This is a genomic window from Paludibaculum fermentans, from assembly GCF_015277775.1.
GTDB lineage: Bacteria > Acidobacteriota > Terriglobia > Bryobacterales > Bryobacteraceae > Paludibaculum > Paludibaculum fermentans.
In genome coordinates, this window is sequence record NZ_CP063849.1 from 9,169,068 (window position 1) to 9,183,847 (window position 14,780).

At 64.1% G+C, this 14,780-nt stretch carries 11 protein-coding genes; 7 read left to right on the forward strand and 4 right to left on the reverse strand.

All coding sequences use genetic code 11. From position 1 onward, the window contains the following. Positions 1–16: 16 nt before the first annotated feature. Positions 17–1,471, reverse strand: coding sequence for a hypothetical protein (locus IRI77_RS36330; protein ID WP_194449809.1), 1,455 nt, complete (start codon positions 1,469–1,471; stop codon positions 17–19). A 138-nt stretch (positions 1,472–1,609) separates the two neighbouring features. On the opposite strand from IRI77_RS36330, the gene IRI77_RS36335 reads away from it, so the two are divergent. The 4 genes from IRI77_RS36335 (at position 1,610) to IRI77_RS36350 (ending at position 5,119) form a co-directional block, all read left to right on the forward strand. Then, positions 1,610–2,494: a TlpA family protein disulfide reductase gene (locus tag IRI77_RS36335; RefSeq protein WP_228486866.1), complete on the forward strand. Its 885-nt coding sequence runs from the start codon at positions 1,610–1,612 to the stop codon at positions 2,492–2,494. Positions 2,495–2,597: 103 nt separating this feature from the next. After that, the gene (locus tag IRI77_RS36340) at positions 2,598–3,245 is read left to right on the forward strand and encodes an RNA polymerase sigma factor (RefSeq protein ID WP_194449811.1); all 648 of its coding nucleotides are present in this window, start codon (positions 2,598–2,600) and stop codon (positions 3,243–3,245) included. Then, positions 3,242–3,946 (forward strand): hypothetical protein, encoded by a 705-nt coding sequence (locus IRI77_RS36345; RefSeq protein ID WP_194449812.1) that lies wholly within the window; start codon positions 3,242–3,244, stop codon positions 3,944–3,946. Before IRI77_RS36340 ends, IRI77_RS36345 begins: the two co-directional genes overlap by 4 nt. 21 nt (positions 3,947–3,967) lie before the next feature. Then, complete coding sequence (locus IRI77_RS36350) at positions 3,968–5,119, forward strand: hypothetical protein (RefSeq protein ID WP_194449813.1); 1,152 nt, start codon at positions 3,968–3,970, stop codon at positions 5,117–5,119. On the opposite strand, the gene IRI77_RS36355 is transcribed toward IRI77_RS36350, so the two are convergent. Genes IRI77_RS36355 through IRI77_RS36365 form a run of 3 tightly spaced genes read right to left on the reverse strand, consistent with a single transcriptional unit; the run spans position 5,100 to position 11,774 of the window. Continuing rightward, positions 5,100–7,496 (reverse strand): CHAT domain-containing protein, encoded by a 2,397-nt coding sequence (locus IRI77_RS36355; protein WP_194449814.1) that lies wholly within the window; start codon positions 7,494–7,496, stop codon positions 5,100–5,102. The two genes, IRI77_RS36350 and IRI77_RS36355, sit on opposite strands and share 20 nt — an antisense overlap. Before the next feature lie 53 nt (positions 7,497–7,549). Then, on the reverse strand, positions 7,550–8,500 hold the full coding sequence (locus tag IRI77_RS36360) for a PLP-dependent cysteine synthase family protein (protein WP_194449815.1): 951 nt from the start codon (positions 8,498–8,500) through the stop codon (positions 7,550–7,552). Positions 8,501–8,555: 55 nt separating this feature from the next. Further along, positions 8,556–11,774 (reverse strand): hypothetical protein, encoded by a 3,219-nt coding sequence (locus IRI77_RS36365; protein ID WP_194449816.1) that lies wholly within the window; start codon positions 11,772–11,774, stop codon positions 8,556–8,558. Between the two features lie 214 nt (positions 11,775–11,988). On the opposite strand from IRI77_RS36365, the gene IRI77_RS36370 reads away from it, so the two are divergent. Genes IRI77_RS36370 through IRI77_RS36380 form a run of 3 tightly spaced genes read left to right on the forward strand, consistent with a single transcriptional unit; the run spans position 11,989 to position 14,755 of the window. Continuing rightward, positions 11,989–12,405, forward strand: coding sequence for a GntR family transcriptional regulator (locus tag IRI77_RS36370; protein WP_194449817.1), 417 nt, complete (start codon positions 11,989–11,991; stop codon positions 12,403–12,405). A gap of 2 nt (positions 12,406–12,407) precedes the next feature. After that, positions 12,408–13,295, forward strand: a complete 888-nt coding sequence (locus IRI77_RS36375; RefSeq protein ID WP_228486505.1) for an ABC transporter ATP-binding protein — start codon at positions 12,408–12,410, stop codon at positions 13,293–13,295. After that, positions 13,292–14,755, forward strand: coding sequence for a hypothetical protein (locus IRI77_RS36380; RefSeq protein WP_194449819.1), 1,464 nt, complete (start codon positions 13,292–13,294; stop codon positions 14,753–14,755). Before IRI77_RS36375 ends, IRI77_RS36380 begins: the two co-directional genes overlap by 4 nt. The last annotated feature ends 25 nt before the right edge of the window (positions 14,756–14,780 follow it).

Consider the following 14,780-nt stretch of genomic DNA (forward strand, 5'->3'; position numbering starts at 1 on the left):
GCTTGTCGGGCCTCGGCTAGCGGAGGACCTCCAGGGGCCGCAGATCGACCACCGGAGACGGGTAGATGTCCGAGCCTACTACGGCGTCGTTGGGCCGTCCGGCGATGTGCCCGGCCTGTACATCGTAGAAGTAATAGTTGCTGCCGGCCTTGGCTTCGTATTGGTTGCCTTGGCCGTCCGTCAGGCGGACACGCCCGCCCAGGATGTCGTTCACGGCTTCCCGCCGCTGGTCGGAGGCGGCCATGCGATCCCAGAACGCCTTCTGCTGAATCTCCGCCGAGGCGTGCATCTGGTTCAAGGTATTGCGGACGTCCTGCGCAGCGGCTTGCCGGTTGGCCGCGATCCACTGGTAGTTGTGCTCCCAGTTGCCCTCGATATAGCCCCCGATTCGCGCCAGCAGCGCGCCACTGCCGGCCGGACCCATGTAGCCTTTGATCTCGGTTTCGAAGTTGCCGCCCAGCAGGTCGGGACTCTGGCTCCACAGCATGCGTGTCATGCCGAGCAGGCGGCCTTCCACGGGGCGTCCATTCCTGCTGGCGCGGAAGCTGATCTCACCGAACAGGTGCTGGAAGCCATGGACGCCCATGCGCTGGGGCACCTGATCCGCCTGGGCGTTCAGGTCGTTGCGATCCTGGCGCTGCACGATCTCCAGCCCGCTGAGGCCCAGTTCAGAGCCCCAGACCTGGCGCAGATACCACTCCGCCATCTGGAGTCCGCTCTGGTGCGCTCCGGCGCGCCAACCGGGTCCAAGTTGCGCCGGCGGCATGCCCTGGCGGCCCGGCACCAGTACCTTGTCGAGACGCACATCGTTGAACTGGATCAGGGAAGCACTGTCCGGGCTCCAGATCCGGATGCCTCCGCGCACGTCGGTATTCGAGATGCGTTGGATGCCGCCTTGCACGTGCCAGCCCTCGGGGATCGGGATGACGAACGCGCCTTCGTTCGCCTCGCGCCATTTGGACATGCGGGGCAGGGCGGCCGGAGGCGCATTCGCCGGGACCGCTGCTGAGCCGCCGCCGCCATACTTGAAACTCTTGAGGATGGCCGTCATGACCGGCTGTTCCCTCGCGAACTCGGCTGCCGGAGCGGCGATACCGTAGATCATACCGGTGCGGGCGCTTGTCTCCGCGCACAGTATGGCTCCGCGGCTCTGCCGCTGGTTAAAGAAGAAGCGCGCGACGGCACTGCGATTGCCAGGCTCGATGGCGAGGTCAGAGACTTGAGGGAAGGCCTGCCAGCCACCCGAGAGGTTCATCTTGAGGGAGGTGACGCAGTCCTTGGTCCTGCCCAGAACCGGCATAATGAGCACGAACTTCGAGGGCGACGCACCCAGGATGGTGACCACGCCGCCGTCGTATTTGCGCACCTGCCAGCCATCGGGCAGGTTGACGCTGAAGCCGCTGTCGTCGCGATATTCCTTCGCCATCCCTGTCAGCACGAACAGCACCGCCAATGCATAGTTCCTGATCATTGCCCCTCTGGATGAAGTAGCGGCTCCGGCGGCAAGATTGACTCATCTGGATTGGATTCCAAGCGGCTGGACGCAATCGTTCACTTTCCATCCTCTACACTCCAAGTGATGACCAACCAGTGCCGCCTTTTGTTTACAGTGGTTTTCGCCGCCTGCTTACCAGCCCAGCAGATGGAGGACGTCCGTTCGCTACGGCTGAAGCTCTCCGCCGGAGACCTGCCCAGCGCGGAGTCCGTCCTCGAGGTTCACCGGGCGGCCAAAGGCGAAGACGCGGAGTATCTGATGGGCTTGGCGTGGCTGGCGCGCGGAGCCGCTCTCGTGGGCGACTGGGCCGCCGCTTCGACTTACGCGGAACGAGCCTCCGGCCTGGCTCTGGCGCAGTTGAAGACTCCGGCCGATTACGAGAGCCATCGCGAGGCAGTCTATGCGCTGGGCACGGCGCTGGAGGTAAAGGCCCAGCAGATGGCGGCCTCCGGGCAGCAGGCAAAGGCCCTTCGATTCCTCGAAGGCAGCCTGAAGACTTATTCCGTGGCGCCGTTCGGCCTGCGGGCTCGGCTGTGGAAACGCTGGAATCAGATTGGCCTGGTGGGGACAAAGGCTCCGGCTTTCGTTTCAGAAGATGCTCTTGGAGCGGCGATGCCCGCACTGGATGAATGGCGCGGCCAGCCCGTGGTGCTGTTCTTCTGGGCCGAATGGTGCGGCGACTGCAAGGCGCAGGCGGAGGACTTCCGCCGTGTTGTGGGGCGCTACGAACCAAAAGGTGTCCATTTCGCCGCGCCGACGCGTTTCTATACCGCCGACCGCGCCGCCGAGAAGAAGCGCGTCGAGGAGATCTGGCGGAGTGTCTACGGCCCGCTGCCGTTGGTCCGCGTGCCGTTTAGCGATGCAGCCATGCTGCGGTATGGCGCATCGGCCACGCCTACGTTCGTCCTGATCGATGGCAAGGGCACCGTACGGCTTTACTCGCCCACGAGAATGACGGAAGAACGATTGTCCAGGGAGATTGAGAAGCTGCTGCGCTGACCGCCCGCCGGCCGGGCCACTGCAGAAAGTTGTTCCGCACCCGCCTGAGCCGGGTCAGATCAACTAACACGCGCAGTGACGGGCTGCGCCGGACATCGCGGCAATGCTACTAGTTCAGGAAGTTCAGGAAGATACCCTCAGCGACGAGATGCTGGTCCTCCGGTTTCAGTCCGCGCCGACTGAAGACGAGGCGAATCCGCACGCGGACGAGCTTTTCAGCCGCTACAAACGGAAGGTAGCCGCGTGGTGTTACCGGTATGCCGGGGACCGCGAGACGGCCCTCGATCTGGCCCAGGACGTGTTCCTCAAGGCGTATCAGAACCTGAAGGGCTTCCGGGCGGACTCAAAGTTCTCCACATGGCTTTTCACGATTATGCGCAACAACTGCCTGAATCATGTCCGCCAGCGTTCCGGGGAGCCGCTGGACGCCAGTGAACCCATTCTGGTGCTGGAACCGGTGGACGCCCGCGGGTGGGATACCTCGGCTGTGTTGGAGCGGGAAGCGGCGCTGCGCGCGATGCGGGCGCTGATCCGCGAGACCCTGGACGAGACGGAGCAGCAGGTGATGGTCCTGCACTATTCGGACGAGCTGCCGCTGGAGGCCGTAACGCGAGTGCTGCGCCTCACGAATGCCAGCGGCGCAAAGGCGTTCATCGTCAGTGCCAAGCGGAAACTACAGACCGCGGTGCGGCGCCTGCATGCAAGGCAGGACCGGAAAGGGTTCGCACTGGGGCAAGGAGAAGGGCGATGACACTCGACGATAGGGACCTGCTGAAGCAGTTGTTTGGGGCAACAACGGAGTGCCAGGCTGTGGAATCGCTGGCTGTGCGCGGGCCGATCGAAAGTGCCGCCATTCAGGCGCATCTGGGCAGCTGCGCGCATTGCGCCGCGCAGCGGGCGGCCTACGTTGCCTTCCTCGAGCCTGCCCCGTGTGCCGCGGATGCCTTTGCCGTCAACTGGGTGGACAACCGCATGCGGATGCCTTGGAACCGCGACGCCACGCCGCGCGCTTCCTGGTTTGACCGCCTCTTCGGAACGCGCGCACTGGCCCCCGCCGCCATTGCGCTGGCCGCTCTATTACTGACGGTTGGCGTCGGGGTCAGAAGCCGTTCCTCTGTGCCTTCGACACAGGACCTGTTGCAAAGCGCCGAACGTTCGCAGAATGTGGAACTGATCGCGCCGAAAGGCGACGTGGCCAGAGCCCCCGAGGAGCTGCGCTGGGGCGCCGTGGCAGGCGCGGCGCAATACCGCGTGAAGATCATGGAAGTCGACCGTGTGCTTCTCTGGCAGGCCACCACGGCTTCTCTCAATGTCCGCGTGCCTCTTGATGTCCAGGGCAAGTCGCTGCCCGGCAAGCGGATGATCTGGCAGGTGGAAGCGCTCGACGCCGGCGGCAAGGAACTCGCCCAGAGCAGCCAGAGCTTCCGTAAGAAGCTTGCCCCGACTCACTAGATCAGGACCTGAGCACTCACAATGACGCAAACCACGAAGTTCATGTTGACTGCTCTCAGCGCTGTGTCGCTGATGAACTGGCCGGCGGCCGGCCAGCAGAAGCGGAATCCCGCACCCGCCGTAGGCTCGGAAGTGCGTGTCCTGGACGAAACCCAACCAGCCGGCGGCACTGTTCAGCTGAAACTGAGCCTGACGGAGCCGAAGCCGATCTCGAGCGGTACGAAGCGAATGGCGCTCGATCCATTTGCGTTCGACGCCGTCTTTGGGATCTCCCTTTGGAGTCCGCTGGGTGATGTATTCGGTGTGGCCCACGTCGACGGCGGGCAACTGGCCGTAAACTCGATGTCGCCGTTGTCATCCTTGGGGACTGTAGTCGACTACCCGATCCTCACCGTCGCGGCGCACATTCGGCCCGATGCTGCCGCCGGGATGACTGTTCCCCTTTCATTGGATCCCGGCTCGACATTCGTTGACGCCCTCGGCTTCGTGGAGCCGTTTGTCCCATCGAAGCCGGGTATCCTGACGCTCGCTGGCTCGGCTTCCATTCACAATGTCGTGCCCGGCGGTGGCACCTGGCCGGCCGGCACGGTGATTCACGTGGCCGGTTCAGGCTTCGATCCCGCGGCCAGGGTCCGCACCAAGTTCAAGACGAAATCGGTGTTGGTGGTGAACCCGTCCGAGATCCAACTGGTTCTCGCCGAGACTGTGGAAATGGACGCGCAGAAGATCAACGTCACGAATCCCAACAAAGACACGGTGGACTACTTCTCGTACTTGCGCGCGGTGCCGCAGGGCGCCAGCGTGCAACCTGTGGTGGCCTCGGCGCACCCGATCTTCCCGCGATCGTTCCAGTTCCTCCAGGTGAGCACCACCCAGCAATCGCAGGGCGTGCGGGGCACCCAACTGACCGCGCTGGCCATCCAGAACTCGAATGCGGCTACCGCACAGATCCGGCTGGAAGCCTGGACCCCCGCCGGCGGTGTGCTTGCGAGCGCCTCGCTGGCGCTGGCCTATGGCGAATCGATCACCCGCGAGTTGGGCGAGTACTTCCACTCGAAGTTGAGCCCCGGGACCATGGTGCGCGTTTTTGCGACGGTTCCGGTTCAGGTAGTGAGCTTCACCGCTGATACCTCCACCGGTGACCTGAAACCCTTCATTTCGACGCCGTTCTGATCCGGTAGGCCCACGAGAGCAGCGCGAGCACGATGCCGGCCAGGCTGGCGAGCACTGGAAGGAGCGTCGAGCGTGGCGTGCGGGCTGAGGCGTCACCGTTCAGGACGTACCCGGCCCAATAACGAGGGTGCGCTAGTGCCTGGCCCGAGCGCCGGAACGACAGCCTCGCTTCCCGCAGCGCCGCGGAGACCGTCTCGCCGGCGTCCAATGCGGAGTAGAAGGTCCGCATGAACTCGGCCGACGGCCGGTCCGAGATGCGCCACAAGGTGGATACTGTGGATTTCGCGCCAGCGCCCAGGAACGCCCGGCTGATGCCCTGGATCCCTTCGCCAGCCACAGCCTGACCGAGTTCTGTATCGCAGGCGGCCAGCGTGACCAGAAGTGTCGTGGACAGATCCAGCGCCGCGACCTCGCGCGCGAACAGAAAGTCGTAGGGCCGCCCTGCGTCAGGGGAGGTAAAGACCAGCCGTGAGCGGTCCGGGTCGACGCTATCGGCCACGGCGTGCGTGGCAAAGTGCAGCAGCGGGACTCCCTTTAGGTTCACAGCGCTGACGAAGCTCTTCAAGTTGGAAGCTCCGGCGTGAACCAGAGTGCGGCCGGAGGTCGCGGAGGCGGCTGCGTGCGCTTCCTCCGTGGCGCCTGGCAACTCCGCCAGTCCCTCCGCAAACAGCGCGGATCCGGACGCCGAGGCAGGCGCCCGCGGACTGGCGAACGCGACCAGCATCGCCCTCCAAGGCGAGAGCCAGCCTCGCTCCGCCCGCTGGCCGGCCAGCATGGACGAGGAGGGCAGATAGCTGACCGCAAAGCGATCGATGAGCAGTTCGTCTGAGCCCGGCAGCCGCAGGGATTCGAAGGGCAGCGACTGGAGCCGGCCATCGCCGACGATGATGAGTTGGGAAGTTGCAGGCTGGGGTAGTTTTGCGAGGACACCCAGCGTCGCGGTGCCAAGCTTTGCCGATGCGTCCTGCCATGCTGCCTGCCCGGACCGCAGTGTGTCGAGATAGGCGTCGATCATGCCTGCGGCCGGCGCGTCAAAGCGCAGCAGTCCGGCCGCCGCCGGCGTGATCCAGATGACTGCGCCATGCGGGTCCGCCAGCCAGAACTCCAGCAGGGCCGAGCCTGGTGACAGCCGCTTCTGGATTCCCGCAATTGTGGCCGGCCCCGCCTGGACGCTGATGCGGTCTTTCAGCGCACGAGCGCGGCCCTGCTCCATGTAGTGAAAGATTTCCTCGAGCTTAGGCGAGTCCTGCTCCACCAACAGGGTGATCGCGGCATCGTAGACGTCGCGCTTGTCACCAAGGAAGCCGGCTCTCAAACCGACGGTCGAGATGCTGGTCCGCATTGCCTCGATGGCGGCGATTGCCTCACGATAAAGGGCCAGGGCCTCCGCGGGCTGGCCCATGTCTTCCTCGACACGTCCGAGCTCGTACTGCGCCTTCCACTTCTCTTCCGGAGCATTGATCTGCTCCGCCGCCTGCAGCGCCCGCGCGGCCTGCTGGCGCGCTACCGGTGCAAGGTGCCTCCGACGGGAGGATTCACTCAGGTACAGCAGCGCCTGCGTAGCCTCCCTCCGGTTGCCCGAATCCAAGGCCAGCTTCAGCGCGCGCTCGAAGTTGGGTCGCGCCTGGGCGGGGTCTTCCAGGTCCAGCGCCAGGGCAATACCCATGTTCTTGATGACGCCGATTTCGCCGTCCCGGTCGTGGTTGGCCGCGAACAGCGCCTGTGCCTCGCGGTAGCGGTCGAGTGCTTTATACGGGTCGCCCAGCCGCCGGTACAGCACGCCCATGTTAGCCAGTAGCTGCGCGCGTTCCCCCGGAGCCAGTGCACTGCGAGCCGAGGATAATTCCTGATAGATCGCCAGCGCTCGCTGATATTGCCCCAGCTTCTGATAGAGCACTGCGATGTTGGCGCGCGTCATCTGCAAGCGCCGGGCGTGCCAATCTTCCTGGCCGTGCCTGCCCAGGATGTCGAGCGCCTCGTTATACCGGTCGTGCGCTTCGCTGTAGCGGCCCAGAAAGTAGTAGACGTTTGCCTCGTTGTTGAGCAGCGTCACTTCCGCTGAGGTGATCCCCGCGCCGCGCGCCACGCCCCGGGCGGCTCCGTATGCGGCCAGTGCTGCCTCATACTCGCCGGAGTTCACCCGCGCGCGGCCTACGGTGGTGCGGCAGTCGACCTCCGGCTTCGGCAGCTTGAGCGCTGCGTTGAGCTTGGCGCACTCCGAGGCGTCCCGGATCGCCTCTGGATACTTGCCCGCGGCGAATTCTGACTCGGCCTGTGTAGCCAATGCCTGGGCCTTGGATTGTTGCTCCGCTGAGACGGCGCCCTGCGCCAGGCACACGGCAGTGAAGCTGCAGCAGAGAATGGACAGACTTCGCACCCAGGCTTGATTGTAGCCTTCAGCCGCCGCTCTGGCGTTTCGCCGAACCCTGTCTACGCGCCGCCGCCATTGAGCACGGCCCCGTAGGTCTTCAGGTACTTCATTCCCGTATCGCACATGATGGTGACGATGTTGGCCTTGGGGCCAAGCTCTTCCGCCAGCCGGAAGGCGGCCACCACGTTGGCTCCGGTCGAGGTACCCGCGAAGACACCTTCTTCCCGAGCGAGTCGCAGCGCCATCGCCGTGGCCTCCTGCGTCGAGACTGCCTCTATGCGGTTGGCGATCCCCGGCTGCCAAAGGGGTACGATGTAACCGGCGCCGATCCCGTCGATCTTGTGTGAGCCCGGGGCTCCGCCCGAAAGCACGGGCGACTCGGCCGGTTCCACCGCGACGATCCGGATCTGATCATTCTTTCGCCGCAGTCCTTCGGCATTGCCGCGCAGTGAGCCGCCGGTTCCCACGCTCTGCACGAAGCCGTCGATGTCTCCCTCCGTTTGCAGCCAGATCTCTTCCGCCATGCGGTGATAGGCGGCCAGAGGGGCCGTGTTCTTCATCTGGTCGGTCCAGACGGCGCCTGTCTCCGCGGCAATGACCCGCGCGGCTTCGATCATGTCCTGCGTGAGCTGCTTTGTCATGCCGCCGCTTTCGCTCCGCACGATCTGCAGCCGCGCGCCCAGGATCCTCATGTGATCGAGTTTCTCCTGCGAGAACGCATCCGAAGTGACGATGTGCAGGGGATAGGCCTTCACCGCACAGACCAGCGACAACGACACGCCCGTGCTGCCACCTGTGTACTCGACGACGGAGCCACCTTCCGACAGCCGCCCTTCCGCCTCGGCCTGTTCGATCATGGCCAGCGCCATGCGGTCTTTCATGCTGCCGGTGGGATTCTCGCTCTCCAGCTTCAGCAGGATGCGGGCGCCATTGTCCGGCGCCACCCTGCGCAAGGCCAATAACGACGTGTTGCCGATGTTCTGGAGGATGCCCCGCTGCAAGCCGCTCATGATGCAGTTCTACCAGGAACCCGCAGAGCCTTGCTGAGAGCCTCCGGACTGGCCGCTACTTATACGGCGTGAAGGAGACCCCGACCGGACCATCCGCCCCACCCTGCAGCGAGCCAGAGTCTGGCCAGTAGAGTTCCGTCATGAACGTCGATCCGGCACTGGCCCCGCCGCGCGTCACGCGGTAAGTCTTCGACATGGTGGAGACCCCGAAGGCCATTTCCCCTTTCGTGTCGAAGCCCGCCTTCACGCGCATGCCCGCCTTCCAGCCGCCCGGCGCGCTGGGGCCCGGTTTCAGGTTCTTATACGTCACCGTCACCGTGAACTCATCCACCTGGTCTTTGCCCTCTTCCTTCGTCTTCAGGTCGATGGGCGGAGTGATCAGGTCTGCGATGTAGCAGCACCCGAATGCTTCGGCCGCGCTCTTCACCTGGAACGGAGCCGTGCCTGTGATTGAGACGTCGAAATCCAACTCGTAGTATTTGTTGTAGAGCACTCCGTGAAACGAGTGGTCCAAGGAGGTGACACCCTGGAACTCTCCGTCCAGCTTCATCTCCAACTGCACGTCCGTCGTCCCGTTGTTCGGATAAATGTGGGAACCGTTCGACACCATCACGAACACCCGGCCGTTCGCCTCGGCCAGCGCCTGCACATCCTCCAGGTCAAACATCTGCATGAATTCGCCCGCTTTCTCCAGGTGCGATCCATGCATGGTGTAGACAAACGCCTTGGCCAGGCCCTGCGATGTCAGGGTGAAGCGCAGCTTGGCTTTGTCCTGCCAGAGGGGCACGTTCGTTTTGTCGAAGGTGACCTGATACAGCCGCGCGCCCAGGTGCGGATAGGCGAACCTCTCGCGGTAGGACACCGTGCTCTTGCTCAGCGGCCACGCCACCGGCTTTACCGCGCCTCCGGTCAGCAGTCCATAACCCGGGTACCCGTCGATAATCCGGCCGCCCACATAGCGGTCGCAGAAGGTCCACCAGGCTTCGTGCAGCGGCCCGAAGACCTTCTCGAGTCCCTCCACCGGCATGGTCGAGGTTTCCGATTCCATCAGCTTCAACACGTCGCCGATGCGCGCATCCACCACTCCGGGCGAGGCCGGGGCCAGCGTCTGCAACAACAGCGACGCCCCGTAGCCGTGCCGCCGGGCCGCTGCCGGACTCCACCAGTCAGCCACCTCCAGCGGCTCAGTGTACAGGAAGTACATGTTCTCCGACGCGTTGCCGGAGATGTAGTTGCCGTCACCCGACATCGCACGCTCCAGCCACGTGGCCGAAGCCTCTTCCATCCACAACCAGCCGCTGCTGCTGTTGCCTTCATACTGCGCCTGCATGATGTGCAGAAGCTCGTGGCCGGCGGTGATCCGCGCGTCATCCAGTTCCTTCTGCCCGCCGCCCTGCAGCGTATCCAGATTGATGCAGAGGCCTGTGTTCTTCTTCCCCCAGATGCCGGTCTCCGAATTGCCTGCCGCGCCTGAACTGCCGCCCAGCACCAGATTGGACCAGCTGTTGTAGGAGAAGAGGTAGATCTCGATCGCCGAACCGCCGCGTTTGTTCCAGTCCAGCCCCATGCTCGCAATCAGTTTGTAGGCGTCTTCCAGGTCGTTGCCGAGCGTCTTGATCAGTTCGCCCGCGCTCGACGGGGCATGCAGGATGAAATGCTCGTCCCGCGACGTGTTCGGCTTCAGCCCGGCCATGGCCCACAGCATCCAGCTCACCTTGCTATTGCTGGTCAAGGCGCCCGTCCGCGCCCGCGCCGCGCGTGCCGTCGTCTTCTCCGGCGTCTGCGCCGGCAGCGCCACGGTCAGCTTGCCATCCTGCACCTGGCCGGAGAAGAACGCAGGCCCGTCGTCACTGCCCTCGGGCTGCATCAACAGCGTCACATCGCCGTCCGGGGTGCCTGCCACGTCCAGCGTCAATGTCACTGGAGCCGCCAGGGCTGTAGGCAGCCCTTCCAAGCGGAAATAGGGCGTGACACGATCGCTCGCAGGTTCCCTGGGCCGCGTCGTGGTCGAGATCTTCAGATTCACCGGTTCGGCCAGCGCGCCGGCCTCCGCCGTAAGTTTGAACCCGGGCGCTTCGAAACTGCCGCCCTCGGGAGTCACCCATCCGTCGGAGGCCACCTGCCAGTTCGATTCCGCCCAGGCACCGGTGAGTTTGACGAAGGCCTGGCCGGTCGTAGCGTCGTTCACGCACAGGCCCGGAGTCGAAGTCACGAGTTTGTACTCTCCGGCCGGCAGGACCTGCCGCAGGTTCGCACGCATCGCCAGGCACCACTCCGGACTTGTTGCGTCGCACGCCTGCTTGCCCATCGTCGATGCCAGGACTTCCTCGCCCGCGGCATTGAGCAGTTGGAACGATAGGGAGGCCGTATTCTCCGGGAACTGGTACCAGGTTTCGATCTTCGTCAACACCGCGTCGTCCGGCAGCCGCAGGGCCGCCTGGTCCGTCGTCCGGCACGCTTCGGTGTTCCATACTTTGGAAAGTTGAACTACCCGCCCGCCTGCCGGGAGCGAGGCGCCGTACACCAGGTCGCTGCCGGCGATGCCCAGCGTGACGGGGTACAGCCCGGCCAGGACGTCGGCCAGCGTCACCACAGTGACCTCATAGAAGCCGGGACGACCCACCGCCAGGCGCGCGCCATTCACTTCCAGGTCTGTCTTTTCCAGTTTCGCCGCCAGCGCCGCATTCGCGATGTTGAAGGGCCGTTCCAGGCTGCCGTCGCCCGGCAGGGCTCCGGCCGCAATCTCAGGAGTTGTCGCCCCCAATCCCTGCACCATCAGCCGGACTTCCTCACCGGGCTTCGCGGGCGCCAGTTCGGTCACCGCACTCCCATCAGGGTGATACGCTTCCACAATCCACGACGCGTTCACCTGCCGGTACACGGGGCGTGGAGCCGCATCCAGGATGGGTAATCCGCGCGAGATCTCACCCCCGGCCGTCTTCACCTTGAGAGTGACCGAGCCCGCTTTCAGGCCGTAAGGAAGTTGGACCGTCAGCCGGTCGGGCAGTGTCTCCAGCAGCGCCGCATTGAGCACAACGCTGCCCTGGGTGACGGTCACCGTGGTGCCGTTCAGGGTCGACGGATAGGGCGGTGTCGCGGGTCCTGACTGGGTGGCCAGGTAGTTGCCCCTGATGTAGACCAGCGACCCCGGGGCGAATTCGTACAGTCCGCCTCCGGCATTGAGGACGGCGTTGGTTGAAGCAAATTCGGGTTTGGTCTGTCCCCACCCGAAGGAAGCAAAGCAAAGTATGGAGAGCGTAGCCAGTGTCCGCATAAATATGCACTCCGCGGGGTACAGCGTTCGGGCCCCCGTCTGCAGACTCAGTATACGCTTACAAAAGATAATAAGGTCTGAAATCAGAAGTGATGTGTCTGCCCCTCGCTCCGAACCCATATGGGTGAATGAGTGGGGATAGAGCCGTTCACCGCGCCGTGAATCGCCCGCCAGGCACGCTCTTGCGCATTTTTCTGTTGCAGGTAGGTGCACTATGTGCCATAGTGCACCTGTGGTTCCCTTCCGGCTGTCGTTTGTGCCCGGCATCCCGTTGTTTGAGCAGGTCGTCTACGCGGCCCGCAAGGCGATCGTCAGCGGAAAGCTCCGGCCGGGCGACGCCTTCCCTTCCATCCGAGGGCTCAGCCGGGAGTTGAAGATCAACCCGAATACGGCCCACAAGGTCATCGCCCATCTCATCAACGAAGGCCTGCTCGAGGTGAAGCCCGGCATCGGCGCCTTTGTGGCCGAGCCGAGAAGCTCCACGCGCGCCCAGCGCCGGCAGTTGCTGGAGACGGAGCTGGAGCACCTGGTGGTGGAGGCCCGTAAGTTGGGCCTGAGCCTGGCGGACGTGCAGGACGGGATCGCCGAACACTGGCGGAAGCTGGAACCGCCTTCCGGAGAAGACGCATGAGCATGGCAATTCACACCGAGCGCCTGACCAAGCGGTATGGGGGCACCGAGGCGCTACGCGGCCTCGACCTGGACGTGCCCCGGGGCTCCATCTACGCCTTTGTCGGGCCGAACGGGGCAGGGAAGACCACGGCGATCCAGACCATCCTTAACCTGCGACAGCCGACCACTGGGCGCGCGGAGGTGATGGGCGCGGACAGCCGCGCGCTCACGCACGAGAACTTCCAGCACATCGGGTACGTTTCGGAGAACCAGCGTTTGCCGGAGTGGATGACGGTGGAGGAGTTCTTTGACTACCTCCGGCCGCTCTACAAAACGTGGGACGCGGACCTTCACGCTGAGCTGCGCCGCCAGTTTGACTTGCCGCCCGGCCGCAAGGTGAAGCAACTGTCGCGCGGCATGAAGATGAAGGTAGCCCTTGCCTCGGCGCTGGTGTTCCGGCCACAGCTCCTGATCCTCGACGAGCCCTTCACCGGACTGGATCCACTCGTCCGCGAGGAGCTCATTCAGGGCCTGCTCGATCGCGCTGAGGGCATGACGATCTTCGTCTCCTCGCATGACCTGGCGGAGATCGAATCCTTCGCCAGCCATGTCGGCTATCTGGAACAGGGCCGGCTGCGTTTGTCCGAGGAGATGGCGGTGCTCGCCGAGCGCTTCCGGGAAGTGCAGGTGGTGTTCGAGGGGGAGGCTCAGCGCCCGGCGCCCTGGCCGGAAGATTGGCTGCCGCCGGAGACGTCGGGATCGATGATGCGCTTTGTGGATACGCGTCAGGATCCTGCCCGCTGGCCGGCCGCCTTCCCGACCGCACGTAGCATCGAAGCCCAACCCATGACCCTCCGAGCCATCTTCGTGGCCCTGGCGCGCAGCGGCCGCAAGGGAGAACAGCAATGAGACTGGTCCTGCACCTGCTCCGCAAGGACATCCGCCAGTGGTGGTACGAGAGCATCGTCACGCTGATCGTGCTCTTCACTGCTGCTTTCACTGCAGCTGAGTCCATGAATGCGTCGATCACGCTGGTGGTGTCGTTCCTGTTCCCTTACCTGTCGCCCGTGTTGCTCGTCCTGCTCGTGGGGCGGGTCATCCAGGCGGAGCGATGGCCTTCTCCTTTGGAAGACTGGCGAACGAGGCCGATCTCCCGGCTTCACATCCTCTCGGCCAAGTCGCTGTTTGCCGGATTGTTTGTCGTTCTCCCCTGCTGGCTGGGCCATCTGATTGCCTTCCGCAGTCTTGGGTACAGTACCCGCCTCTGGTTGCAGGAATCACCGCTTTTGCTGTTCGGCACGCTGGTGCTGTTTGTCCTCCCCGCGGCGGCCGTGATGGCGGTGACCACCCATGTCGGCCAGGCGATTCTCACCGCCGTGGGACTGCTGCTGGGATCACTTCTGGTCAGCGCGAATCTGTCATCGCATAACTTCTCGGCGGCTCCGCCCAACTGGCGGGTGACGGCGATGCTGCTTGCTCTGTTCGCCGTCGTGGCCCTGGCTGCCCTTTACTGTCAACTGCTCCGCAACCGGACCTGGATGGCTCGTGGCGTCCTGGTGTTGGGCTGCATGGCGGTCGTGTGTTTAGCGTCGTGGCGGCCGTTTCGCGACAGCACTGCCCTGCGTGACTGGCTCAATCCGATGCCGGACACTCTGCGGCCGATGGCGCTGAAGATATCCGCGCCGAAAAGCGGCCTTTTGTCGACGGCGCCTGGATCGAGCGCGGACATTGTGATGCTCCAGTTCCCCACGGAACTCTCCGGCGTGCCCGAGGACGTGATCACGGAGGCGAGCACAGGGAACGCCGTGTTACATGCTGCTGACGGATCAGAGTACCGGTTTGGCCTGGCCCGAGGGGATCAATCCGTGGGAACCCGCTGGAGTTATGCGCTCATGATGCGGCGCCAACGGTACGACGTGTTGCGCGTGCAGCCCGTGGAACTGGACCTGCAATTCTGGGTGTACGTCTACTGGAATCCAGATCTATACACCGCGACGGTGAAAGACCGGCGCATCACAGTTGGGGACCTCTTTGAGTGTTCACCGAATTCACTGTTAAAAATGGCGAGCGAAAGGCCGGATCTCGAGTGCTCGACCGCGAACTCGAATCTTCGGCGATTGGAGTTCAGTTGGCCGTCGAAGACGGGCGCCGTGAAACTTCCGGCGACGGCCTACGGTGACGACAGCTACGACTTCTTTCGATCCAGCGGAGGCCGGGTGCTGCGCCGTGAAGTCTTCTCGGGCAACCTGCTGCCGTATTGGGATGAGGGAACGCAAGTGCAGGTTCGCCACTACAAGGCCGTCTACCAGTGGCACAAGACGGTTCACCTGTCCGGCGTCCGCCTCGACGACTACCGGCAAAACGAGTAGCCGCGGGCTCCTCGCATCAGGCCCA

Coding starts and splice junctions, on each gene's coding strand:
- IRI77_RS36370 (WP_194449817.1), top strand. CDS start 11,989: ATGTGCCATAGTGCACCTGTGGTTCCCTTCCGGCTGTCGTTTGTGCCC.
- IRI77_RS36365 (WP_194449816.1), bottom strand. CDS start 11,774: ATGCGGACACTGGCTACGCTCTCCATACTTTGCTTTGCTTCCTTCGGG.
- IRI77_RS36345 (WP_194449812.1), top strand. CDS start 3,242: ATGACACTCGACGATAGGGACCTGCTGAAGCAGTTGTTTGGGGCAACA.
- IRI77_RS36340 (WP_194449811.1), top strand. CDS start 2,598: ATGCTACTAGTTCAGGAAGTTCAGGAAGATACCCTCAGCGACGAGATG.
- IRI77_RS36380 (WP_194449819.1), top strand. CDS start 13,292: ATGAGACTGGTCCTGCACCTGCTCCGCAAGGACATCCGCCAGTGGTGG.
- IRI77_RS36350 (WP_194449813.1), top strand. CDS start 3,968: ATGACGCAAACCACGAAGTTCATGTTGACTGCTCTCAGCGCTGTGTCG.
- IRI77_RS36330 (WP_194449809.1), bottom strand. CDS start 1,471: ATGATCAGGAACTATGCATTGGCGGTGCTGTTCGTGCTGACAGGGATG.
- IRI77_RS36360 (WP_194449815.1), bottom strand. CDS start 8,500: ATGAGCGGCTTGCAGCGGGGCATCCTCCAGAACATCGGCAACACGTCG.
- IRI77_RS36375 (WP_228486505.1), top strand. CDS start 12,408: ATGGCAATTCACACCGAGCGCCTGACCAAGCGGTATGGGGGCACCGAG.